At 72.0% G+C, this 23,020-nt stretch carries 24 protein-coding genes and 1 riboswitch; of the genes, 10 read left to right on the top strand and 14 right to left on the bottom strand.

Annotation, left to right across the window (positions count from 1 at the left end; all coding sequences use genetic code 11):
* Positions 1-2 precede the first annotated feature (2 nt).
* A riboswitch (TPP riboswitch) is annotated at positions 3-114 on the top strand.
* The 6 genes from thiO to OG207_RS30735 all read left to right on the top strand — a co-directional run bounded on the left by thiO (position 112) and on the right by OG207_RS30735 (position 5,902).
* Positions 112-1,290 carry a glycine oxidase ThiO gene (gene thiO, locus OG207_RS30760; protein WP_329102861.1) on the top strand — a complete coding sequence of 393 codons (1,179 nt, stop codon included), beginning with the start codon at positions 112-114 and terminating at the stop codon, positions 1,288-1,290. (Overlaps the previous riboswitch by 3 nt.)
* Positions 1,287-1,487 (top strand): sulfur carrier protein ThiS, encoded by a 201-nt coding sequence (gene thiS, locus OG207_RS30755; RefSeq protein WP_329102859.1) that lies wholly within the window; start codon positions 1,287-1,289, stop codon positions 1,485-1,487. The genes thiO and thiS overlap by 4 nt, the downstream gene beginning before the upstream one ends.
* Before the next feature lie 5 nt (positions 1,488-1,492).
* Positions 1,493-2,287 (top strand): thiazole synthase, encoded by a 795-nt coding sequence (locus OG207_RS30750; protein WP_314248778.1) that lies wholly within the window; start codon positions 1,493-1,495, stop codon positions 2,285-2,287.
* A 215-nt stretch (positions 2,288-2,502) separates the two neighbouring features.
* On the top strand, positions 2,503-4,428 hold the full coding sequence (gene pknB / locus OG207_RS30745; protein WP_329102856.1) for a Stk1 family PASTA domain-containing Ser/Thr kinase: 1,926 nt from the start codon (positions 2,503-2,505) through the stop codon (positions 4,426-4,428).
* Positions 4,429-4,437: 9 nt separating this feature from the next.
* Positions 4,438-5,295, top strand: a complete 858-nt coding sequence (locus OG207_RS30740) for a deoxyribonuclease IV (RefSeq protein WP_329102854.1) — start codon at positions 4,438-4,440, stop codon at positions 5,293-5,295.
* Between the two features lie 91 nt (positions 5,296-5,386).
* Positions 5,387-5,902, top strand: a complete 516-nt coding sequence (locus tag OG207_RS30735) for a DUF4396 domain-containing protein (RefSeq protein WP_329102852.1) — start codon at positions 5,387-5,389, stop codon at positions 5,900-5,902.
* Between the two features lie 13 nt (positions 5,903-5,915).
* On the opposite strand, the gene OG207_RS30730 is transcribed toward OG207_RS30735, so the two are convergent.
* Positions 5,916-6,548, bottom strand: coding sequence for a sulfite oxidase-like oxidoreductase (locus tag OG207_RS30730; RefSeq protein ID WP_329102849.1), 633 nt, complete (start codon positions 6,546-6,548; stop codon positions 5,916-5,918).
* Between the two features lie 173 nt (positions 6,549-6,721).
* Between OG207_RS30730 and bfr the strand changes: the two genes are divergently transcribed.
* On the top strand, positions 6,722-7,198 hold the full coding sequence (gene bfr / locus OG207_RS30725; RefSeq protein ID WP_329102847.1) for a bacterioferritin: 477 nt from the start codon (positions 6,722-6,724) through the stop codon (positions 7,196-7,198).
* 16 nt (positions 7,199-7,214) lie between these two features.
* Here the strand turns inward: bfr and OG207_RS30720 are convergent, their stop codons facing one another.
* A complete protein-coding gene (locus OG207_RS30720) occupies positions 7,215-7,472 on the bottom strand; it encodes a (2Fe-2S)-binding protein (RefSeq protein WP_329102845.1) in 258 nt (85 codons plus the stop codon).
* A 182-nt stretch (positions 7,473-7,654) separates the two neighbouring features.
* Positions 7,655-9,010: a class II 3-deoxy-7-phosphoheptulonate synthase gene (locus tag OG207_RS30715; RefSeq protein ID WP_150257096.1), complete on the bottom strand. Its 1,356-nt coding sequence runs from the start codon at positions 9,008-9,010 to the stop codon at positions 7,655-7,657.
* 340 nt (positions 9,011-9,350) lie between these two features.
* On the opposite strand from OG207_RS30715, the gene OG207_RS30710 reads away from it, so the two are divergent.
* A complete protein-coding gene (locus tag OG207_RS30710) occupies positions 9,351-11,258 on the top strand; it encodes an anthranilate synthase family protein (protein WP_329102843.1) in 1,908 nt (635 codons plus the stop codon).
* A 27-nt stretch (positions 11,259-11,285) separates the two neighbouring features.
* On the opposite strand, the gene OG207_RS30705 is transcribed toward OG207_RS30710, so the two are convergent.
* From OG207_RS30705 to OG207_RS30685, 5 genes are all read right to left on the bottom strand, one after another.
* A complete protein-coding gene (locus OG207_RS30705) occupies positions 11,286-12,281 on the bottom strand; it encodes a 2-hydroxyacid dehydrogenase (protein ID WP_329102841.1) in 996 nt (331 codons plus the stop codon).
* Between the two features lie 67 nt (positions 12,282-12,348).
* Complete coding sequence (locus OG207_RS30700; RefSeq protein ID WP_329108009.1) at positions 12,349-13,377, bottom strand: 6-phosphofructokinase; 1,029 nt, start codon at positions 13,375-13,377, stop codon at positions 12,349-12,351.
* A gap of 165 nt (positions 13,378-13,542) precedes the next feature.
* The gene (locus OG207_RS30695; protein ID WP_329108007.1) at positions 13,543-14,187 is read right to left on the bottom strand and encodes a response regulator transcription factor; all 645 of its coding nucleotides are present in this window, start codon (positions 14,185-14,187) and stop codon (positions 13,543-13,545) included.
* A gap of 68 nt (positions 14,188-14,255) precedes the next feature.
* A complete protein-coding gene (gene macS, locus OG207_RS30690; protein WP_329102839.1) occupies positions 14,256-15,473 on the bottom strand; it encodes a MacS family sensor histidine kinase in 1,218 nt (405 codons plus the stop codon).
* A 38-nt stretch (positions 15,474-15,511) separates the two neighbouring features.
* The gene (locus tag OG207_RS30685) at positions 15,512-16,252 is read right to left on the bottom strand and encodes a lysophospholipid acyltransferase family protein (RefSeq protein ID WP_329108005.1); all 741 of its coding nucleotides are present in this window, start codon (positions 16,250-16,252) and stop codon (positions 15,512-15,514) included.
* Between the two features lie 170 nt (positions 16,253-16,422).
* On the opposite strand from OG207_RS30685, the gene OG207_RS30680 reads away from it, so the two are divergent.
* Together OG207_RS30680 and OG207_RS30675 are read left to right on the top strand one after the other, a co-directional pair.
* Positions 16,423-17,202, top strand: coding sequence for an alpha/beta hydrolase (locus OG207_RS30680; protein ID WP_329102837.1), 780 nt, complete (start codon positions 16,423-16,425; stop codon positions 17,200-17,202).
* A complete protein-coding gene (locus OG207_RS30675) occupies positions 17,195-17,815 on the top strand; it encodes a hypothetical protein (RefSeq protein ID WP_329102835.1) in 621 nt (206 codons plus the stop codon). The genes OG207_RS30680 and OG207_RS30675 overlap by 8 nt, the downstream gene beginning before the upstream one ends.
* 130 nt (positions 17,816-17,945) lie before the next feature.
* Here OG207_RS30675 and OG207_RS30670 read toward each other — a convergent pair whose 3' ends face one another.
* The 6 genes from OG207_RS30670 to OG207_RS30645 all read right to left on the bottom strand — a co-directional run bounded on the left by OG207_RS30670 (position 17,946) and on the right by OG207_RS30645 (position 22,969).
* Entirely contained in the window at positions 17,946-18,695 is a 750-nt protein-coding gene (locus OG207_RS30670; protein ID WP_329102833.1) for an endonuclease/exonuclease/phosphatase family protein, read from the bottom strand.
* A gap of 77 nt (positions 18,696-18,772) precedes the next feature.
* A complete protein-coding gene (locus OG207_RS30665) occupies positions 18,773-19,714 on the bottom strand; it encodes an ROK family glucokinase (protein WP_329102831.1) in 942 nt (313 codons plus the stop codon).
* A 61-nt stretch (positions 19,715-19,775) separates the two neighbouring features.
* Positions 19,776-20,240 carry a DUF5304 domain-containing protein gene (locus OG207_RS30660; RefSeq protein ID WP_329102830.1) on the bottom strand — a complete coding sequence of 155 codons (465 nt, stop codon included), beginning with the start codon at positions 20,238-20,240 and terminating at the stop codon, positions 19,776-19,778.
* Between the two features lie 78 nt (positions 20,241-20,318).
* A complete protein-coding gene (locus OG207_RS30655; protein WP_329102828.1) occupies positions 20,319-21,476 on the bottom strand; it encodes an ArsA family ATPase in 1,158 nt (385 codons plus the stop codon).
* Between the two features lie 46 nt (positions 21,477-21,522).
* Positions 21,523-21,963, bottom strand: a complete 441-nt coding sequence (locus OG207_RS30650; RefSeq protein ID WP_327735075.1) for an SRPBCC family protein — start codon at positions 21,961-21,963, stop codon at positions 21,523-21,525.
* Between the two features lie 166 nt (positions 21,964-22,129).
* The gene (locus tag OG207_RS30645; RefSeq protein WP_329108003.1) at positions 22,130-22,969 is read right to left on the bottom strand and encodes a metallophosphoesterase family protein; all 840 of its coding nucleotides are present in this window, start codon (positions 22,967-22,969) and stop codon (positions 22,130-22,132) included.
* Positions 22,970-23,020: the final 51 nt, after the last annotated feature.

Raw genomic sequence — 23,020 nt, 5'->3', positions numbered from 1 at the left:
ACCGTACCTATCGCGGGAGTCCGGCGCACCGGGCTGAGAGGGAGGCTGGCCGGCCTCCGACCGTACGAACCTGATCCGGATCATGCCGGCGAAGGGAGGGGCTGGACGCCCATGCACGCATCCCGAACACCTCGGAAGGGATCCGACGTCCTCGTCATCGGGGGCGGAATCATCGGCCTGGTCACCGCCTGGCGGGCCGCCGCGCGCGGACTGCGCACCGTACTCGTCGACCCCGCACCCGGCGGCGGCGCCGCCCAGGTCGCGGCCGGCATGCTCGCCCCCGTCACCGAACTGCACTACGGCGAGGAAGCCCTGCTGGGGCTCGGCCTCGCCTCCGCCGCGCGCTATCCGCAGTTCGCCGCCGAGCTCGCCGAAGCCAGCGGCGGCATGGACATCGGCTACCGCGCCTGTGGCACCCTCGCCGTCGCCCTCGACGCCGACGACCGCCTCCACCTGCGCGAACTGCACGCCCTGCAGCGCCGCTGCGGCCTGGAGTCCGAGTGGCTCACCGGCCGCGAGTGCCGCCGCCTGGAGCCCATGCTCGCCCCGGGCGTACGCGGCGGCCTGCGCGTCGACGGCGACCACCAGGTCGACCCCCGCCGGCTCGCGGCCGCCCTGCTGGCCGCCTGCGAACGCGCCGGCGTGACCCTCCACCGGGCCGGCGCGGAACGGCTCCTCACCACCACCGACCGGGCGACCGGTGCCCTCCTCGACGACGGCACGGAACTGCTCGCCGACCAGGTGGTCCTCGCCGCCGGCTCGTTCACCGGCCGGCTGGCGGGCGTACCGACGGAGGTCGTGGCCCCCGTACGGCCGGTCAAGGGACAGGTCCTGAGGCTCACGGTGCCGGCGGCGTACGCGCCGTTCCTGTCGCGGACCGTACGGGCCGTCGTCCGCGGCAGCCACGTCTACCTGGTGCCGCGCGAGAACGGCGAGCTCGTCATCGGTGCCACCAGCGAGGAACTCGGCTGGGACACCACCGTCACCGCGGGCGGGGTCTACGAACTCCTGCGCGACGCCCACGAACTGGTCCCCGGCATCACCGAACTCCCGCTCACCGAGACCCGGGCGGGGCTGCGCCCCGGATCCCCCGACAACGCCCCGCTGCTCGGCCCGACCGAGCTGCCCGGCCTGCACCTGGCCACCGGGCACTACCGCAACGGGGTGCTGCTGACCCCGCTCACCGGCGAGGTCCTCGCCGAACTGCTGGCCACCGGCGAACTGCCTGAGATCGCGCGCCCCTTCACCCCCCGCCGGTTCTCCGCCGCACGTCAGGAGTCGTACGCATGACCATCTCCGTCAACGGCGAGCCGCGCGAGGTCGCGGCCGGCGCCACCCTCGACACGGTGGTCGCCACCCTGACCGCCGCGCCCTCCGGCGTCGCCGCCGCGCTCAACGAGACCGTGGTCCCGCGCGGACAGTGGCCGGCCACCGTCGTGGGCGACGGCGACCGGGTCGAGATCCTGACCGCGGTACAGGGGGGCTGACCGACGTGGCGGACGACCTCTTCACCCTGGGCGGCCGGACCTTCACCTCCCGCCTGATCATGGGCACGGGCGGGGCCCCCAGCCTGGACGTGCTGGAACGCGCCCTCGTCGCGTCCGGCACCGAACTCACCACGGTCGCGATGCGCCGGCTGGACCCCACGGTCCAGGGCTCCGTCCTGTCCGTGCTGACCAAGCTCGGCATCTCGGTCCTCCCCAACACGGCGGGCTGCTTCACCGCGGGCGAGGCCGTCCTCACGGCCCGGCTGGCCCGGGAAGCGCTCGGCACGGACTGGATCAAGCTGGAGGTGGTCGCGGACGAACGGACCCTCCTGCCCGACGGCGTCGAGCTGCTGGACGCCGCCGAGATCCTGGTGGACGAGGGCTTCACGGTCCTCCCGTACACCAACGACGACCCGGTGCTCGCGCGGAAGCTGGAGGACGTGGGCTGCGCGGCGATCATGCCGCTCGGGTCTCCCATCGGGTCCGGCATGGGCATCCGCAACCCGCACAACTTCGAGCTGATCACGGAACGCGCATCGGTCCCGGTCATCTTGGACGCGGGCGCGGGCACGGCCTCCGACGCGGCCCTGGCGATGGAACTGGGCTGCGCAGCGGTCATGCTCGCCTCGGCGGTGACCCGGGCACAGGAACCGGTCCTCATGGCGTCGGCCATGCGCGACGCCGTCTCGGCGGGCCGGCTCGCCTTCCGCGCGGGCCGCATCCCCCAACGCCGCTTCGCCGAAGCCTCCTCCCCCACGGAGGGCCGCGCCACCCTGGACCCGGAACGCCCGGCGTTCTGACACGGCGGGGCGGGGGCGGGGGCTTCGCGGTGAGCGGGTGCCGCCCCGCCCACCCGACCCCGCCCACCGATACCCCCGCCCCGCATCGCAACCCCGCCCACCGATACCCCCGCCCCGCATCGCAACCCCGCTCACAACCCCGCCCAGCGTCACAGCCGCGCTGCAAGGCGGCCGCCGCCGGCCGGCGCCCGCTCGGCGGCTCGTAGAATCGGCGGGTGGATACGACCCTGGATGACCCCCTCGTCGGGCGCGTGCTCGACGGCCGCTACCGCATCGACGCCCGCATCGCGGCCGGCGGCATGGCCACGGTCTACCGGGCCGTCGACACCCGCCTGGACCGCGTGCTCGCCCTGAAGGTGATGCACCCGACCCTCGCCGCCGACGCCGCCTTCGTCGACCGGTTCATCCGCGAGGCGAAGTCCGTCGCCCGGCTCTCGCACCCGAACGTGGTCGCCGTCTTCGACCAGGGCACGGACGGGCCGTACGTGTACCTGGCCATGGAGTACGTCTCCGGCTGCACCCTGCGCGACGTGCTCCGCGAACGCGGCGCGCTCCAGCCCCGGGCCGCCCTCGACATCCTCGAACCGGTCCTCGCCGCCCTCGGCGCCGCGCACCGGGCCGGCTTCGTCCACCGCGACATGAAGCCCGAGAACGTGCTCATCGGAGATGACGGCCGGGTGAAGGTCGCGGACTTCGGGCTGGTCCGGTCGGTCGACTCCGTGACCAACACCACCGGTTCCGTCCTCGGCACCGTCTCCTACCTGGCCCCCGAGCAGATCGAGAACGGCGTCGCCGACACCCGCGTGGACGTCTACGCCTGCGGTGTCGTCCTCTACGAGATGCTCACGGGCTCCAAGCCCCACACCGGCGGCACCCCCGCGCAGGTGCTCTACCAGCACTTGAACGAGGACGTCCCGCCCCCGTCCGCCGTGGTCCCGGGGCTCGCCGTCGGGCTCGACGAGCTGGTCGCGCAGGCCGCCGCCCGCAATCCCGACCTGCGTCCCTACGACGCGGCCGCCCTGCTCGGCCTCACCCGGGAGGTCCGCGCCCTGCTCGGCGACGCCGAGCTGGACGCCGTACCCCCGCAGGCGCGCGCCGAGGAGCGCTCGTCCGCCGAGGACCGTACGGGGGTGATCCCGCGCCCGGTGGCCGCGCAGCAGCCCGTACAACACACCTCCCGCCTGGAGATGCCCCCCTCGCCGCCCGCTCCGGCCGCTCCGCCCGCACACCGGCCGGCGGCGCCCGCGCGGCGGCCCCGTCGCGGGGTGCTGCTCGTCATCGCGGGGGTGCTGCTCGCGCTCGGGCTCGGGGTCGGCGTCTGGTACATCAACTCCGGGCAGTTCACCAAGGTCCCCAACCTGCTGGGCAAGACCGAGGCGGAGGCCCGCTCCCGGCTGTCCGAGGCCGGGCTCGGCGTGAAGGGGGTGAACCGGAAGTTCAGCGACGCCTTCGACCGCGGGACGGTGATGAAGACCGATCCTTCGGGCGGCGGGCGGATCCGCGGGAACGACGCGGTGACCCTCACCATTTCCCGCGGCCCCGAGGTCGTGGCCGTGCCCAACCTGAAGGGCCGGCCCCTGGAGGAGGCCACGGCCGAGCTGACGCGGTCCGGGCTGGCGCCCGGCATGGTGACGCAGGCCTTCAGCCAGGACATCGCCCAGGGTTCGGTGATCAGCACCAATCCCGCGGGCGGTGAGAAGCGGGCCCCCGACACGGCGGTCTCGCTCGTCGTCAGCAAGGGCCGCCCCGTGTCGGTCCCGAGCGTGACCGGGGTCCCCGTCGACCAGGCGACAGCGGCCCTGGAGGCCCTGGGCCTCAAGGTCACGGCGGCTCCCGAGCAGGTCAACGCCCCCTTCGCGGCCGGTACGGTCGCCAACCAGTCGATCGGCGCAGGCACCCAGGCCGCGGCCGGGGACACGGTCACGCTGACCGTGTCCAAGGGGCCCCGGCAGGTACCGGTCCCGAACGTGACCGGCCAGGAGGTGGACGCGGCCCGCAAGGCGCTGGAGGCCGCCGGCTTCAAGGTGAAGGTGGACCGGCCGCTGATCTCCTTCAGCAACACGGTCGACACCCAGTCGGTGGCGCCCGGGCAGACCGCCCCGGAGGGCAGCACGATCACCATCAAGACCAAGGGGCTGTAAGCCGTAGTGATGCGCAATCCAGTGGGCGGGCACGTCCCCGTGGCCGGGGGGCTCGCCTCGGTCGGCCTGACCTACGCCCGGGAGATGGGGGCGGAGGCCGTCCAGGTCTTCGTCGCCAATCCGCGCGGCTGGGCCACCCCGGTCGGCAATCCGGCCCAGGACGAACGGTTCCGGGCGGAGTGTGCGGACGGGTCGATCCCGGCGTACGTGCACGCCCCGTACCTGATCAACTTCGGTTCGCACACCGCGGCGACCGTGGAGAAGTCAGTGGAGTCGCTGCGCCATTCGCTGCGCCGCGGCCGGGAAATCGGTGCGCTCGGGGTGGTCGTGCACACCGGGTCGGCCACCGGCGGGCGCCCGCGGGAGGCGGCGTACGCGCAGATCAGGGAGCACGTGCTGCCGCTGCTGGACGAGCTGACGCACGACGACGACCCGTTCCTGCTGCTGGAGTCCACGGCCGGGCAGGGATCCTCGCTGTGCTCGCGCACCTGGGACTTCGGGCCCTACTTCGAGGCGCTCGACCACCACCCGAAGCTGGGGATCTGCCTGGACACCTGCCACATCTTCGCGGCGGGTCACGATCTGGCGGAGCCGGGCGGGACGAAGGTGATGCTGGACCTGCTGGTCGACACCGTGGGCGAGGGTCGGCTGAAGCTGGTCCACGCGAACGACTCCAAGGAGGGCGTCGGCGCCCACAAGGACCGGCACGCCAACATCGGTCAGGGGCACATCGGCCGGGACGCCTTCGCGGAGCTGTTCACGCACCCCGCGATGGACGGCGTCCCGCTGATCACCGAGACGCCCGGGGGCAAGGAGGGGCACGCGGCGGACGTCGCGCTGCTGAAGGAGTTGCGCGGCCCGCAGTGATCCACCGACTCCTTGAGGAATACCCCTAGGGGGTATACGGTTCCGTCCTGTCGACGGGACCGCTACCCGGCGTTCCCACGAGGGGGTTGTCATGGAGCACATGCACGAAGGGCACCACGACCACGGGCCCGCTCACGAGCACCACGCACCCGCGCACGGCGCCGGCGGCCCGGTCACCTGGGGCACGGCCGCCCGGGCCACCCTGCACTGCCTCACCGGATGCGCCATCGGCGAGGTGCTCGGCATGGTCATCGGTACCGCGCTGGGCTGGGGGAACGTTCCGACCATGATCCTGGCGATCGCCCTCGCGTTCTTCTTCGGCTACGCTCTCACCCTGCGCGGGATCCTCGCCGCCGGCGTCGACCTCCGTACGGCCATCCGGGTGGCGCTGGCCGCGGACACCCTTTCGATCGCCGTCATGGAGCTGATCGACAACGGGGTGATCGCCCTGTGGCCCGGTGCGATGGACGCGCACCTGTCGGAGCCGCTGTTCTGGATCGTCCTGGCGATCTCGCTGGCGGCCGCCTTCGTGATCACGACCCCGGTCAACAAGTGGATGATCGGCCGCGGCAAGGGTCACGCGGTCGTGCACCAGTACCACCACTGAGCACGGGGCGGCCCTACAGTTCGGGGCCCTCCCCGGGCTCCTCCTGGTACGAGTAGCGCTGCTCGCGCCACGGGTCGCCGATGTTGTGGTAGCCGCGCTCCTCCCAGAAGCCGCGGCGGTCGGCGGTCATGTACTCGATGCCGCGGACCCACTTGGGGCCCTTCCAGGCGTACAGGTGCGGGACCACCAGCCGTACGGGGAACCCGTGCTCGGCGGTGAGCAGTTCACCGCCCTCGTGGGTGGCGAAGACGGTCCGGTCGGAGGCGAAGTCGGCCAGCCGCAAGTTGGAGCTGAAGCCGTACTCGGCCCACACCATCACATGCGTGACCTGCGGTGCGGGGGGAGCCAGGGCGAGGACCTCACGGGCGAGCACCCCACCCCATTCGGCGCCCTGCATGCTGAACTTCGTGACGCAGTGCAGATCGGCCACGACGGAGTCGAACGGCAGCGCCGTGAACTCCTTGTGGTTCCAGCAGTGCTTGTCCCCGTCGGCCGTCGCGCCGAAGACGCGGAACTCCCAGCGGTCCGGCTTGAACTTGGGTACGGGACCGTAATGGGTGACCGGCCAGCCCCTCTGCAGCCGCTGCCCCGGTGGAAGCTCCAACTGCTCTGCTCCCGGAGATTCCCGGCTTTCCGGCTGACCCATGACTCCATGGTGACAGACTGGGCAGGGTGGTCATGACCAGGTCTTGACCGATTCGGGCAAGTCATGGCAACTCCCACTAAGGAGGCACTTACTGGACGGTCCCCTGCGGCGGTGCAAGGATGCGCGCAACTGCCCCGTCACATAGCTGACATTGCCTGGAAGGAGCCTCTGCGATGCAGGGCGACCCCGAGGTCCTTGAGTTTCTGAACGAGCAGCTGACCGGCGAGCTGACGGCCATCAACCAGTACTGGCTGCACTACCGCATCCAGGACAACAAGGGCTGGACCAAGCTCGCCAAGTACACGCGTGAAGAGTCCATCGACGAGATGAAGCACGCGGACAAGATCACCGAGCGCATCCTGATGCTCGATGGCCTGCCGAACTACCAGCGCCTCTTCCACGTGCGCGTCGGGCAGACGCTCACGGAGATGTTCCAGGCGGACCGCCAGGTCGAGGTCGAGGCCATTGACCGGCTCAAGCGGGGCATCGAGGTCATGCGCGGCAAGGGTGACATCACCTCGGCCCGACTCTTCGAGGACATCCTGGAGGACGAGGAGCACCACATCGACTACCTCGACACCCAGCTGGAGCTCATCGAGTCCTTGGGCGAGCCGCTCTACATCGCGCAGCTGATCGAGCAGCCGAGCTGACCGGACCGATCGAGCCCTAGGCCGCTTCCGCCAGCTCCGCCGAACGGGCCGAACCCGGCTCCGCGGCGAGCACGGTCGCACCCTGGCCCTTCTCCAGCAGCTCCCGGCGGGGGCAGGCCCCACGGCCGAGGATGCCCTGGATGGTGCGCACGCACGACCCGCAGTCGGTGCCGGCCTTGGTGACCGAGGCGATCTGGCGCGGGGTGCAGGCCCCGGCAGCCGCGTGCTCCTTGACCTGCTTGTCGGTGACACCGAAGCAAGAGCAGACGTACACGCGGTTCACCTCCCAGGGCGGAATGGTTCAGCAGTTCAGCGATGCGGCGAGCCATCCCCATTTCGGTGAGGCTTACCTAACCGTACCCAAAGTTAGGGTGGCCTAAAAGCCCTGGATACGACAGTGGGGCGCGGATCACATCGATCCGCGCCCCACTGTCGTACGAAGGTACTGACTGATCCCTACTGGTCGCGGTACATCTCGGCGACGAGGAACGCCAGGTCCAGGGACTGGCTGCGGTTGAGCCGCGGGTCGCAGGCCGTCTCGTAGCGCTGGTGCAGGTCGTCGACGAAGATCTCGTCGCCGCCGCCCACGCACTCGGTGACGTCGTCACCGGTGAGCTCGACGTGGATGCCGCCCGGGTGGGTGCCGAGGGCCTTGTGGACCTCAAAGAAGCCCTTGACCTCGTCGAGCACGTCGTCGAAACGGCGCGTCTTGTGGCCGGAGGCCGCCTCGAAGGTGTTGCCGTGCATCGGGTCGGTGACCCAGGCGACGATCGCGCCGGAGGCGGTGACCTTCTCGACCAGCTCGGGGAGCTTGTCGCGGACCTTGTCGGCGCCCATGCGGACGACGAAGGTCAGCCGGCCCGGCTCGCGCTCGGGGTCCAGGCGGTCGATGTACGTCAGCGCCTCGTCCACCGTGGTGGTCGGGCCGAGCTTGATGCCGATCGGGTTGGCGATCTGCGAGCAGAACTCGATGTGCGCGTGGTCCAGCTGGCGGGTGCGCTCACCGATCCAGACCATGTGGCCGGAGGTGTCGTACAGCTTGCCGGTGCGCGAGTCGGTGCGGGTCAGCGCGCCCTCGTAGTCGAGCAGCAGCGCCTCGTGGGAGGCGTAGAACTCGACGGCCTTGAACTCGGCCGGGTCGGTGCCACAGGCCTTCATGAAGTTCAGCGCGTTGTCGATCTCCCGGGCCAGCTGCTCGTAGCGCTGACCGGACGGGGAGGACTTCACGAAGTCCTGGTTCCAGGCGTGCACCTGGCGCAGGTCGGCGTAACCACCGGTGGTGAAGGCGCGCACCAGGTTGAGCGTCGAGGCGGACGCGTTGTACATGCGCTTCAGGCGCTCCGGGTCCGGGACCCGGGCCTCCTCGGTGAAGGCGAAGCCGTTGACGGAGTCGCCGCGGTAGGTCGGCAGGGTGACGCCGTCGCGGGTCTCGGTGTCCTTGGAGCGCGGCTTGGAGTACTGGCCGGCGATGCGGCCGACCTTGACGACGGGCACCGAGGCCGCGTAGGTCAGGACGGCGCTCATCTGGAGCAGCGTCTTCAGCTTGGCGCGGATGTGGTCGGCGGAGACGCCGTCGAAGGCCTCGGCGCAGTCGCCGCCCTGGAGCAGGAACGCCTCGCCCTTGGCGACGGCTCCCAGACGGGCACGCAGCTGGTCGCATTCACCCGCGAAAACGAGGGGAGGATACGACTCGAGGTCCGCGACGACAGCGCGCAGAGCCTCGGCATCGGGGTACGAAGGCTGCTGCGCCGCGGGAAGGTCTCGCCAGGTCGCCTTGGCGGCGGGGGCTTGGGTTTCAGCGTTCACGGTCACCTCGTACACATTACGGCGTCACGGGCCGCGTCCGGCCCCACGCCCACAACGTGAGACGAACCGGCTCAAAGGTCGTGGGCGCCGGATGGAACGGAATCCATGGTTCAGCTCGCGTCGTGAGACAGATCCTGCCCCGCGGCGGCGGTGTGGGCTAAGGTGCCCACCATGTACGCGCACTCGAACCAGAACTGGTGGTGGCCCACTCCCGGCGGCCCACTCCTCGCGCGTACCTGAAGACACGCACGACGCGAAGGCCGCCCCGAGGGGCGGCCTTCCGCGTTTTCGACCGCGTCGTCGGATCCCAGGGGCCGCTCCTCCCACCGGAAGGACGCTCCGCCCCATGAATCCCAGCCGACCCGACCGACTGAGCCGACTGCTCGACCCCGCCTGCCCGCCGTTCGCCCTGCTGCGCCGGCGGACCCCCGGCCGCGACCACGACACCGTCGAGGTGCTGATCGGGCCGGTGGGCGAGGTGGAACGGCTCGCCGACCTGCCCGTCGGCGAGCTGCCCGCCCTCGCCCTCGTCCCCTTCCGGCAGATCCGGGAGCGCGGCTTCGACGTGCGCGACGACGGCACGCCGCTGAGCGTGCTGGTCGCCGAGGAGGCGTACGAGATCCCGCTCGCCGAGGCGCTGGCCGTGCTGCCGAGCCATCCGGTGCGGGTCGACGACGGCGGCTTCGACGTCCCCGACGAGGAGTACGCGGCCACCGTCCGGCGGGTCATCGAGGACGAGATCGGCCGCGGCGAGGGCGCGAACTTCGTCATCCGGCGCACCTACGGGGGCCGCGTCGACGGCTTCGACCGGGCCGACGCGCTCGCGCTGTTCCGGCGGCTGCTGGAGGGCGAGCGGGGCGCGTACTGGACGTACGTCGTCCACACCGGGGAGCGGACCCTCGTCGGGGCCAGCCCCGAGGTGCACGTGCGGATGTCCGGCAGCACGGTCGTGATGAACCCGATCAGCGGCACCTACCGCCATCCGACCGGGGGGCCGACGGTCGAGTCCCTCCTCGCCTTCCTCGGCGACCGCAAGGAGACCGAGGAACTGTCGATGGTGGTCGACGAGGAACTGAAGATGATGTGCACGGTCGGTGACATGGGCGGGGTCGTCGTCGGACCGCGGCTGAAGGAGATGTCCCACCTCGCGCACACCGAGTACGAGCTGCGCGGCCGGTCCTCGCTGGACGTGCGGGAGGTGCTGCGCGAGACGATGTTCGCGGCGACGGTCACCGGGTCCCCCGTGCAGAACGCCTGCCGGGTCATCGAGCGGTACGAGGCGGGCGGGCGCGGCTACTACGCGGGCGCGCTGGCCCTGCTGGGCCAAGACCCCGCGGGGGCGCAGACCTTGGACTCCCCCATTCTGATCCGCACCGCCGACATCGCGGCGGACGGCACGCTGCGGGTGCCGGTGGGCGCCACGCTGGTCCGGCACTCGGATCCGGCGGGCGAGGTGGCGGAGACCCATGCGAAGGCGGCGGGGGTGCTGGCGGCGCTCGGGGTGCGGCCTGCCGCGCCGCGCCCGGCTTTCGAGGGGGCCCGGCTGGCGGACGACCCGCGGGTGCGGGCGGCCCTCGCGGCGCGCCGCGAGGACCTGGCGCCGTTCTGGCTCCGGATGCAGGAACGGCCCCCGGCCCCGGCGGGGCACGCCCTGGTGGTGGACGGCGAGGACACCTTCACGGCGATGCTGGCGCACGTCTTGCGGGTGGCCGGGCTGGAGGTGACCGTACGCCGCTACGACGATCCGGGGCTGCGGGCGGCGGCCCTGGCCTGGGAGGGCCCGGTCGTCCTGGGCCCCGGGCCGGGCAACCCGGCCGACGCCGCGGACCCCAAGATGCGCATGCTGCGGGCGCTGACGGCCGAGCTGCTGGCCGGGCACCGTCACGGCCTGTTCGGGGTCTGCCTGGGGCACGAGCTGCTGGCGGCCGAGCTGGGCCTGCCGCTGGTCCGCAAGGCGGAGCCGGCGCAGGGGGCGCAGACCCGGATCGAGCTGTTCGGGGCCGAGGAGGTGGTCGGCTTCTACAACACGTACACCGCGCGCTGCGACGGCGCCCTGGCCGGCCGGCTGGCCGCCGCGGGGGTGGAGGTGGCCCGCGACCCGGGGACGGGCGAGGTGCACGCCCTGCGCTCCCCCGCCGGGGGCTTCGCGGGCGTGCAGTTCCACCCGGAGTCGGTCCTCACCCTGCGCGGCGCGGACCTGCTGCGCGAGCTCCTCGCGGGGATCACGGCCGGGGTCACGGCGAGCCCGGCCTGACCGGTGGCGGCGCGTCCGAGACGCCCCCTACTCGGGCGGGACCAGGGTGTTCTCGGAGCGGCGGCCCGCCAGGTAGTCCGCCACGTTGGTGACGGTGGCGTCGATGATCTGGCCCACCGCGTCCGTCGTGTAGTACGCCTGGTGGGAGGTCACGATGACGTGCGGGAAGGTGACGAGGCGGGCCAGGGTGTCGTCCTCGACGGTCTCCAGCGACTTGTCCGTGAAGAAGACGCCGGCCTCCGCCTCGTACACGTCCAGGCCGACGCCCTCGAAGCGGCCCGCCCGGAGCTCGTCGACCAGTGCCGCGGTGTCGATCAGCCCGCCGCGGCTGGTGTTCACCAGGATCGCGTCGTCCCGCATCCGTCGCAGCGCGGCCGCGTCGATGAGGTGCCGGGTGGAGTCCAGGAGCGGTACGTGCAGGCTGATCAGGTCCGCGGACGCCAGCAGCTCGTCCTTGTCCACGTAGGTCATGCCGAGCTCCAGGCACTCCGGGTTCTGCACCACGTCCCAGCCCAGCAGGCGCATGCCGAAGCCGTGCGCGATCCGGGTGAACGCCGCCCCGATCTTGCCGGTGCCGAGCACACCGACGGTGCGGCCGTGGAAGTCCCGGCCCATCAGTCCGTTCAGCCGGAAGTCGAAGTCCCGGGTCCGGGTCGTCGCCCGGACGAGCCGACGGTTCACGGCCAGCGCCAGGGCCCAGGCGAACTCGGCGACCGAGTGGGGCGAGTAGTACGAGACCCGGCCGACCGTCATGCCGAGGCGCCGGGCCTCGTCCAGGTCGATGTTGTTGAAGCCGGTGGACCGCTGGGTGATCATCTTCGTCCCGCCGGCCGCCAGCATCCGCAGTACCCGGCCGCTCAGGTCGGCGTTGACGCTGGAGGAGACGACCTCGTACCCGGCGGCGATCGGCGCGGTGTCCTCCTCCAGGAAGACTTCGAGGCAACGGACCTCGTGCGCGCCCGCGAAGGCCTGCTCCAGGAGCGGCTTCTCGTCGGCGGTCACACCGAATGCCAGGATCTCCACGCCCGCTCCCGCACCTCGACACCATGGGCCGTTCGTCACGATACGGCCCATGGTGTCGGGTCGCCGCTCAGCCGAAGAAGACCCCGGCCTCCTGGTACAGCGCGGGATCCACCGTCTTCAGCTTCGACGTCGCCTCCGCGATCGGCACCCGGACGATGTCCGTCCCCTTGAGCGCGACCATCTTCCCGAAGTCCCGGTCGCGCACCGCGTCGATGGCGTGCAGCCCGAACCGGGTCGCGAGCCACCGGTCGAAGGCGCTCGGCGTGCCGCCCCGCTGGATGTGCCCGAGCACCGTCGTACGGGCCTCCTTGCCGGTCCGCGCCTCGATCTCCTTGGCCAGCCACTCGCCCACGCCCGACAGCCGGACGTGGCCGAAGGAGTCCAGGGAGCCGTCCTTCAGCACCATCTCCCCGTCCTTGGGCATGGCGCCCTCGGCGACCACCACGATGGGCGCGTAGCTCGCGCGGAACCGGGAGGTCACCCAGGCGCAGACCTCGTCCACGTCGAAGCGCTGCTCCGGGATGAGGATGACGTTGGCGCCGCCCGCGAGGCCCGAGTGCAGGGCGATCCAGCCGGCGTGCCGGCCCATGACCTCGACGACCAGGACCCGCATGTGGGACTCGGCCGTGGTGTGCAGCCGGTCGATGGCCTCGGTCGCGATGCCGACGGCGGTGTCGAAGCCGAAGGTGTAGTCGGTGGCCGACAGGTCGTTGTCGATGGTCTTGGGCACGCCGACGCAGGGGATGCCGTGCTCCTCGTACAGCCGGGCCGCGACCCCGAGGGTGTCCTCGCCGCCGATCGCGATGAGCGCGTCCACCTCGTACTTCGCGAGGTTCTCCTTGATGTCGCGCACGCCGTTCTCCGTCTTGAACGGATTGGTGCGCGAGGAGCCGAGGATGGTGCCGCCGCGGGGCAGGATGCCGCGGACGGCGGGGATGTCGAGGGGGACGGTCCGTCCCTCGACCGGGCCCCGCCAGCCGTCCTTGAACCCGACGAACCCGCAGCCGTACTCCTGCTCGCCCTTGCGGACGACGGCCCTGATCACCGCGTTGAGCCCGGGGCAGTCGCCGCCGCCGGTCAGCACTCCGACCTTCATGGAATCTCCAATCGCCATGACCGTCACGCTAGTGGTGACCCAGGTCACAGCAAGGGGCTTGGAGAGGGCGATTCAGGTGGAATCGTGAGGCGTTGCGTACGCCCGTTCACTCGTACGAGGACGTAAGTACGATCGACGGGCGGTGCAGACGTCCCCCGGGCCGGTCTACGCGTCGTCGAGGCCGCGTTCTATGGCGTACCGGACGAGCTCCACCCGGTTGTGCAACTGCAGCTTGCCCAGGGTGTTCTGGACGTGGTTCTGCACGGTGCGGTGGGAAATGACCAGACGCTCGGCGATCTGCTTGTACGACAGCCCCTTGGCCACGAGCCGCAGCACCTCGGTCTCGCGGTCGGTCAGTTGCGGGGCCTTCGGCTCGTCGGAGGTGGCCGGCAGCGGGTCGGTGGCCAGACGCCGGTACTCGCCGAGCACCAGACCGGCCAGGCCCGGGGTGAAGACCGGGTCGCCGGCCGCGGTGCGGCGGACGGCGTCGATCAGCTCCTGGGCGCCGGCGGACTTCAACAGGTAGCCGGTCGCACCGGACTTCACCGCTTCCAGGACGTCCGCGTGCTCACCGCTGGCCGACAGGACCAGGACCCGCAGGGCCGGGTTGGTACCGACCAGTTCCTTGCAGACCTGTACGCCCGGCATGCCGGGTAGGTTGAGGTCGAGGACCAACACGTCGGGCGTGACGGCGTGGGCCCGGCGGACCGCCTCGGGGCCGTCGCCGGCGGTGGCGACGACGTCGAAGCCCGCGGCTGCCAGGTCGCGGGCGACCGCGTCCCGCCACATGGGGTGGTCGTCGACGACCATCACCCTTATCTCGTGCGGCTCGTTCGGCCTGTTCGGGTCGTTCACGTCGTTCACGTCGGTGCGCTCGCTCATCTCTTGTCCGTCCTCCCCCGGGGTACCTTCAGTTCCACTTCGGTGCCCTGCCCGGGAACGGACACCAGATCGGCGCTGCCGCCGAGATCGCGCAGCCTGCCGCGGATGGACAGGGCCACCCCCATCCGGCCCTCGCCCGCCGCCTGGTCCAGCCGGCCCGCCGGGATGCCGGGGCCGTCGTCGCGAACGGTCACGATCACCTCGTCGCCCCAGTCCTCGACGAGGATCCAGGCCCGTGCCCCTTCCCCGGCGTGCTTGCGCACGTTGTCCAGGGCGGCACCGACCGCCGCGGCCAGTTCCTTCGCGGCGGGCACCGGCAGCGGCACCGGGGTGCCCGGCTCGGCGAAGCTCACGCGGGATCCGGCGTGCGGGGCGAGGAGCGTGCGCAGGTCCAGCTCGCCGTCCTCGGTGCCCGGCTCGTCCACCTCGTACGTGTCCACCAGCGCGCCGCGGGACTCGTCGCGGGAGACCCGGGAGGGCTGTGCCAGCCCGCTGGAGACCAGCGTGCGCAGTGCCACCTCCTGCTCCCCCGCCATCCGGCCGAGCTCCTCGGCCTCGCCGCCCAGCTCGCTGCCACGCCGCTGGACCATGGCGAGGACTTGGAGGACCCCGTCGTGGATGTCGCGGGCGAGGCGCTCGCGCTCGCGGGTGGCGGCCTCGATCTCCAGGGCGCGGGCGAGGGTGTTCTCACTGGCCCGGGCGACCTCGACCACGTAGCCGATGGCCACGGAGGCGACCCAGACGAGCAGGACGTTGTGCAGGGTGTCCCGGGTCGGCGTGCCGGTGTGGATGGCGAGGTTGGCGGCCGCCACGAAGGTGGAGGCGAAGCAGGCCCAGCGCCAGCCGCCCTTGATGGCGAAGGCGAGGACCGCGCCCGCCGTCCAGATGGTGGGGAGGGTGCTGCCGCCCCCGTGGATCCGCGCCTGGGTGTCGGCGACCGGCGTGAGGACGATCCCGACGATCGCGACGGTGAGGTCGGCGACGAGGAAGCCCTTGGTGCAACTGGCGGCGTTCGCCACCTTGCGGGAGGTGGCGAGGGTCCAGACGGCGAGGAAGGCGAGGTAGCCGACCGCGACCCCGGGGCGGGGAAACTCCTTGTGGGCGGCGGCGAACAGCAGCGCCGCGTAGACCATGGTCAGCAGCCGGTACCCGGTCAGGGCACGCCAGAGCGGCTGCTCGACCGACATGCGCACGACGCGTTCGCGCTTCGCCATCTCCCCCACCCCTCGCGGGCGGTACCGCCCGCGCGCAGCTACTCCGACGTGCCGTCGGCCTTCTCGGCCTTCTCGCCCTTCTCCGCCTTGGCAGCCTTCTCGGCCTTCTCGGCATCGGCGATCTGACGCTTGGCCGCCGTCGCGTAGATGTCGACGTACTCCTGGCCGGAGAGCTTCATGATCTCGTACATGACCTCGTCGGTCACCGAGCGCAGGATGAAGCGGTCGTTGTCCATGCCGTGGTAGCGGCTGAAGTCCAGCGGCTTGCCGATCCGGATCCCCGGGCGCATCAGCTTGGGGACCACCTTGCCGGGCGGCTGGATCTTCTCCGTGTCGATCATCGCGACCGGGATCACGGGCGCACCGGTGGCCAGGGCCACGCGGGCCAGACCGCCGGGCTTGCCGCGGTAGAGGCGTCCGTCGGGTGAACGCGTGCCCTCGGGGTAAATACCGAACAGCTCTCCGGCCTCGATGACCTTGATGCCGCTCTGGATCGCTGCCTCGCCGGCCCCGCGGGCGCCGGAGCGGTCCACCGGGAGCTGGCCGACGCCCTTGAAGAAGGCGGCCGTCAGCTTGCCCTTGACCCCCGGGGAGGTGAAGTACTCCGCCTTCGCAATGAAGGTGACCTTCCGGTCCAGCACCGCCGGCAGGAAGAAGGAGTCGGAGAAGGACAGGTGGTTGCTCGCGAGGATCGCCGGCCCCTCCGCGGGAATGTTCTCGAGGCCCTCCACCCACGGCCTGAATGCGAGCTTCAGTGAACCGCCGATGGAGAACTTCATTGCGCCGTAGATCAACTCGAATGCCTTCCTGTGTCTGTCGAACAGACCATATCCCGTGCCTACACCGGCAGGGGCCCGACGACCCTGGCCGGTGCCACCCCGGTCGCGTACGGTGAAGTCACACAGAGCAACGCACCCACCCGACGTACATCATGATCAAGGAGACCCTGGTGCCCGTCCTCCCTGGAGCCGAGCCGTTCCGCCACGAGGGCGGAGAGGTCGGCGTCCTCCTCTGCCACGGCTTCACCGGTTCCCCGCAGTCCCTGCGCCCCTGGGCGGAGTATCTCGCCGGGCGGGGCCTCACGGTGTCGCTCCCGCTGCTGCCCGGACACGGGACGCGCTGGCAGGACATGCAGCTCACGGGCTGGCAGGACTGGTACGCCGAGGTCGATCGAGCCCTGCGGGACCTGCTGGACCGCTGCGAGCAGGTGTTCGTCTTCGGGCTGTCGATGGGCGGGGCGCTGACCCTGCGGCTGGCGGCCAAGCACGGGGACGCCATCAGCGGCATCGTGCTCGTCAACCCGGCCAACAAGGTGCACGACCCGCTGGCCGTGACCCTGCCGGTGACCAAGCACCTCATCCGGTCGACGCCGGGCATCGCCAGCGACATCGCGAAGCCGGGCTCGGAGGAGGTCGGCTACGACCGGGTCCCGACCCGGGCCGCGCACTCGCTGAAGAAGTTCCTCCAGCTCGTGGACGCCGAGCTGCCGCAGGTGACGCAGCCGATGCTGCTGCTGCACAGCCCGCAGGACCACGTCGTACCGCCGGTCGACTCCGCTCGGGTCCTGGCCCGGGTCTCCTCGACGGATGTCACCGAGACCCTGCTGGAACAGAGTTACCACGTCGCGACGTTGGACCATGACGCGGAGCGGATCTTCGCGGACAGCTATACGTTCATCGGCCGCCTGGCGAAGAGCGTGGGTAGGGAGGGGGCGGAGGCCGGTGGCTGAGCACGAGGAGCAGTCGGGCGGGGTTCCCCCGCTGGACGAGGAAGCGGCGTGGGCGGCGATCGTCGCCGGGTACGGGCAGGAGCCGCCGGACCCGCCGGGGGCCCGGCCGTTCAGACCGATCGAGAACCTCCTCCTGCCGGAGGAGGACGTCAAGCCGCTGCCCGCGGAGTCCGCACCGGACGCGAAGGCTGATCCGAAACCGGACGCGAAACCGGACGCGGAGCCGGAAGCGAAGCCGGACCCGGAACCGGGGCCTCCGGCAGCGCTGGGCAGTTCCGTGCTCTTCGCCCCGGGCGTGGGCATGGCGGGTCCCCGGGACCACTCGCCGGCGGAGCCGCAGGACGATGACCTGACCGCGACGGAGGAGGGCCACTTCGTCCCCCCGGAGCCAGAGCTCCCGCAGGCGGACACGACGTCGAAGTTCGCGTGGCTCGCGGTCGTCGGCGGTCCGGTACTGCTGCTGCTCGCGGTGCTCCTGCAGTGGGAGATGACCTGGTGGCTGACGACGCTGGGCATCGGCGGCTTCCTGGGCGGCTTCGCCACGCTGGTGGCGCGCATGGCGACCGGCGACGAGGATGACGACGACGACCCGGGCCGCGGCGCGGTCGTCTGACCGGCCCTTTCCCGGGGCCTCAAACGCCGGCGGCACTGAAATTGCCCTCCGGGCACGCAGAGGGACGGCATCAGCCGAATACAGCCTCGCCGGCGTTTGAGGCGCGGGGGTCCGGGGGCAGCGCCCCCGGCTACGGCGCAGCAGCCAAACGCAGGGCCGCCAGCACCGGCAGGTGGTCCGTCGCCGACCGCAGGTCCGCCCCGGATACCCCCGGCAGCCCCGCAGGGACACCGCAGGCCAGCACCTCCACCCCCTTCGTGGCGAACACGGCGTCGATCCGGCGGTCCGGCGCCGACGCCGGGAAGGTCGGTCCGTCGCCCCACGGGGCCACCGCCCGGCAGTCCTGCAGCTCGGCGGCCAGCCGCCCGTGCGCCGGCCCCTCCGGGCCCTCGTTGAGGTCTCCCGCGGCGATCGCGTACGGCACGTCCATCGCGGCCAGCCGGTCCAGCAGCAGCTCCGTGTGGGCCCGGCGCTCTGCGGCCTGGAGCGAGAGGTGCAGGGAGGCCAGGCCCACGCGCACGCCGCCGACCCGGACCACCGCCGTGGCGAAGCCCCTGCGGTGCAGGCCGGGAGTGCGCGGCAGCAGGACGTCCTCCGTGCGCTCCACGAAGACCCGCAGCGAGCACAGCAGGAGCGGCCCGGCCGCCGTCGCGCCCCCGCCCAGCACCACCAGGTCGCACTTGGCGGCCAGCCGCGCCGCGTGTTTGCGCCATCGGAAGAACCGGGGGGCCTCCTGCACGAGGACGATGTCGGGCTCGCACGCCCGGATGACCCGGGCCAGCGCCTCCTCGTCGTCGCGCAGGGAGCGGATGTTGTAGCTCAGTACCCGGATCACGGCAGAACCGTCGGGCTCCGTACGAGACTTCGGCAGCTGGTCCATGCCCCGCAAGATACGCAGCCGCCCGCCGCTCCCCCAAGGGGCGCGGCGGGCGGTACGCGTGGAAATGGGGGTGAAGCTCAGCCCTGGCGGGCCAGGTCGGCCGCGCCGACGAGCCCGGCCTTGCCGCCCAGTTGCGCGGCGAGGACCTGCGCGTGCGGACGCCAGGCGCCGCCGACCAGCCAGCGCTTGAAGGACTTGCGGATCGGGTCGAGGACGAGGTCTCCCTCGTCCGAGACGCCGCCGCCGACGATGAAGGCGGACGGGTCGAACAGCGAGGCCAGGTCGGCCAGTCCCGCGCCGGCCCAGCGGGCCAGTTCGCGGAAGGCGTCGATGGCCACCAGGTCGCCCTGCCGGGCGGCCTCGCTGATGTGCTTGCCCTCGATGCCCTCGGGGGTGCCGTCGCCGAGGGCGAGCAGGATCGCCGCGTTCTCGGGGGTGGCGTTGGCGCGCTGCTTCGCGTACCGGACGAGGGCGCGCCCGGAGGCGTACTGCTCCCAGCAGCCCTGGCTGCCGCAGCCGCACAGCAGGCCGTCCGGGACGACCCGGATGTGTCCGAACTCGGCGGCGACGCCGAAGCGTCCGCGCCGCAGCTTGTTGCCGATGATGATGCCGCCGCCCAGGCCGGTGCCGAGCGTGATGCAGATGACGTCGTCGTGGCCCTGGCCGGCACCGAAGCGGTACTCGCCCCAGGCCGCGCAGTTCGCGTCGTTCTCGACGACGACGGGCAGGCCGATGCGCTGCTCGACCTTGTCCTTGAGCGGCTCGTGCCGCCAGTTGATGTTGGGCGCGAAGAGTACGGTCGCGCGCTTGTCGTCCACGTATCCGGCGGCGCCGATGCCGACGGCCTCGATGCTGTGGTTGCTGCTGACCTCGGAGACGGCGGCGCAGATGGCCTCCGTCACTCCGTCCGCGGTCGGCGGGGTGGGCACCTTGTACGTCTCAAGGATCGTGCCCTCTTCGTCGACCACGCCGGCCGCGATCTTCGTGCCGCCGATGTCGACGCCGATGGTGAGTCCCATTAGTCCCTCGGTTTCCGGTCAAACCCCGCCACGGCCAACGGTACCCGAGGCTCCAGGGGGATCAGTCGAGATCGATCCGCTCGGAGGGGCCGTCGTCGGGGCCGTCCTCCCGGGGGGCGCGGTCGTGGGACGCCTGCCGGGGTGCCGGGGGTTCGCCCCGCGTCCAGCGCCGCTCGTGGCCCTCGACGGCAGAGCGGTAGGCGGCGAGCAGTTCGGAGCCGGCGGCCGCGAGGTGGTCGAAGACTTCCGGGTTGCGCTCGACGACGGGCTTGGCGGCGGTCTTGGCCTGGTCGACGATCTGGCGCACCGCACCCTGCGCGGCCACGCCGAACAGCGGGTTGTTCAGCCCGGACACCTTGTCGGCGACGGCTTCGAAGAGCTTGAACAGCTCCTCGGCGGCGGTGCCGGTGCCGCCGGCCGCGGCCTGCTCCTGCCGGCGCCGGCGTTCCTGCTCGGCGGCGAGGTCCTCGGCGCAGGCCCCGGCCCAGGCGTCGTCGTCGTGGGGACGGTCGGTGGCCTCGCTCATGGCGGACTCTCTCCTGCGGCTGCTGCTGGACGTGCGGTACGGACTACCTTCGACGGTACCCGAACGGAGGTAAGCCGTTCATTGCGTACGGGGCCACAGTCCCGGGTCGGGGGTGAACCGGACGCGGAGCTCCCCCTCGGCGAGGGCGGCGCCGGAGACGGTGCAGCGGCGCAGTGCTGCGGGGAGCGGAACGATCCTGCGGTGGGGGCCGGCGGTGAGCAGCAGCTCGTCGCCGCGGCGGACGAGGTCGAGGTCGCTCTTGTGCGCGCCGGGCAGCGGTACCACCCAGACGAGCACCCCGTCCTCGGCCAGGTGGTCCTCGACGGCCCAGGCGCGACGGGGTGCGGGCACCTCGGGGACGAGCCCGTCGGCGGCGGCGAGCAGCTCCAGGTCCTGCGGGCCGCGCGGGTCGCGGCCGAGGTGGGCGAGGGCCACCACCGGGAGCTCGGCGGCCCACTCGGCGGCGTACTTCTGCTGCTGGGCGGCGAGCCCGGCGAGCCAGGGGTCGGCGGATCGCGCCGGCACGGTGCGGTTGGCGACGAGGGCGGAGACGGGCAGCTGCTGCAGGGCGAGTCCGAGCCGGCCGAGGCGCAGCGCGTCGGCGGCGGCCGGGCCGGGCTCGGCGACCAGCCGCAGTTCGGTGGTGTCGGCCTCGACTACGGCCTGGACGGCGGCCAGCTCCTCGTCCCAGCGGGCGGCGGTCTCGTAGAGCCACTGCGCGGGCATGGGCACGCCGGCCAGCTGGGCCAGTACGGGGCGCAGGGCGCGGGCGGCCTGCCGTTCGACGGGCAGCAGCCGGGCGAGGTAGCGGCGCAGCTGGGCGGGGAGGGCGAGGGTGGCCACGGTCTGGTGGAGCGGCGGCATGTCGACGACGACGAGGTCGGTGTCGGGCGCGGCGGCGGCCCGCCGCAGGGCGCGGAGCAGGGCGAACTCCTCGGCGCCGGGCAGTTCGGTGATCTCCTCGGCGCCCAGCGGCCGGGCCCCGACCATGCCGAGCAGGGCGGATCCGCGCTGCTGGAGGGCGACGAGTTCGTCGCGGAACTCCTCGCCGGAGTCCACCCGGGCCACCCGCAGCCCGGGGGCGGCCGGGTCGCCGACGAGGCCGGTGAGCGGGTCGCCGACGTCGCCGGAGAGCAGCAGCACCCGCCGCCCATGGCGGGCCGCGGCGAGGGCGGTGGCCGCCGCCGCGGTGGTCCGCCCGGCCCCGCCGGGGCCGGTGATCAGCAAGGTGTGCATGGTGCGGGTGCTCCGGTGTGCGTAGAGCGGGAAGCGGGAAGCGGGATCAGACGGTTTCGACGCGCTTCTTCAGGCCCGCGAGCGCGCGGTCGATGATGACCTTCTCGGCCTTGCGCTTGATCATGCCGAGCATGGGGATCTTGACGTCGACGGTCAGCTGGTAGGTGACCTCGGTGCGCTTGCCGCCGTCGACGGCGGTCAGCCGGTAGGAGCCGTCCAGCTGGCGCAGCATCTGGGACTTGTCCAGGGTCCAGCTGACCTCGTCGGTGCCCTTCCAGCTGTAGGCGAGGGTGTGGTCGTCCTTGATAGCGCCCGCGTCGAGCAGCAGGCGGACCTTCTCGGCGCGCCCCTCGGCGTCGGTGGCCAGTACCTCGGCCTCCTTCACCTCGCCGGTCCACTCGGGGTAACGGGCGAAGTCGGCGATCACGGCCATCACGTCGGTGGGCGCAGCCTCGATCGTGATGCTTGAGCTGGTGTGTTCCGCCATCGCGGTCGCTCCTCCGGGCTGGGGGTGGTACCTCCCAGCGGCAGCTGGGCAAGTTCGAGGACGTGTGCGGCCTGGGGCCGCCGCGTGAAGGCTACCGCGCGTGTGGACGTCGCCACTCCAGCGCCTCCCGCACCCTGCGGGAGCCCTCCGCGAAGCGGCTGGATCCCTACCATTCGAGGACCCAGGGCCGACCGGTGGCCGCGAAGTGGCCCACGTTCACGCACTCGGTGCTCCCGATGCGCATGCGGCGGGCGAGCGGCTGGTGGACGTGGCCGAAGAGGGCGTAGCGGGGGCGGGTGCGGCGGATCGCGGCGAGCAGGGCCTCGCTGCCGCGTTCGAAGCGGCGGGCGACCGTGTCGTAGCAGAGCTCGGGCACCTCCGGCGGGATGTGCGAGCAGAGCACGTCCACCTCGCCGAGGGCCTCCACCTTGGCGGCGTACTCCTCCGGGTCCACCTCGTACGGGGTGCGCATCGGGGTGGGCAGTCCGCCGCCGACGAAGCCGAAGACGCGGCCGCCGATCTCCACCCGCTGGCCGTCGAGCACCGTGAGGCCGTGGCGGTCGGCGTACTCGGGCCACAGGCCGGGTACGTCGACGTTGCCGTAGGTGGCGTAGGTGGGGGTGGGGAAGGCGGCGAACATCTGTGCGTACTGGCGGCGGACGGCGCCCTCGATGAGCGTGTCCCGGTCCAGGCCGGCCCACAGCTCCCGGCCGAAGGCGCGGGCCTCGTCGAAGCGGCGCGCGGTGCGCAGCTCGACGATCCGGTCGGCGTTCTCGACGCCGAACAGGTCGGGGAAGATCCCGCGCGAGTGGTCGGCGTAGTCGAGGAAGAGCACGAGGTCACCGAGGCAGATGAGGGCGTCGGCGCCGTCGCCCGCCCTGGTGAGGGCCTCGGTGTTGCCGTGCACGTCGCTCACGACGTGGACCCGGGTGCGGCCTGCTTCCCGGCCTGTCGCACCGCCCGCCCCTCGGCCTGATCCGCTCGTGCCGAACTGCTGTCCCCGCATGCTGCCAGCCATGCGGCCAACCCTAGAGCTGCCTGGTGGCGGCGGGTAGAG

Source organism: Streptomyces sp. NBC_01439 (assembly GCF_036227605.1).
GTDB lineage: Bacteria > Actinomycetota > Actinomycetes > Streptomycetales > Streptomycetaceae > Streptomyces.
The sequence above is the reverse complement of the archived record's forward strand: the minus strand, read 5'-3'. Positions and strand labels throughout refer to the sequence as shown.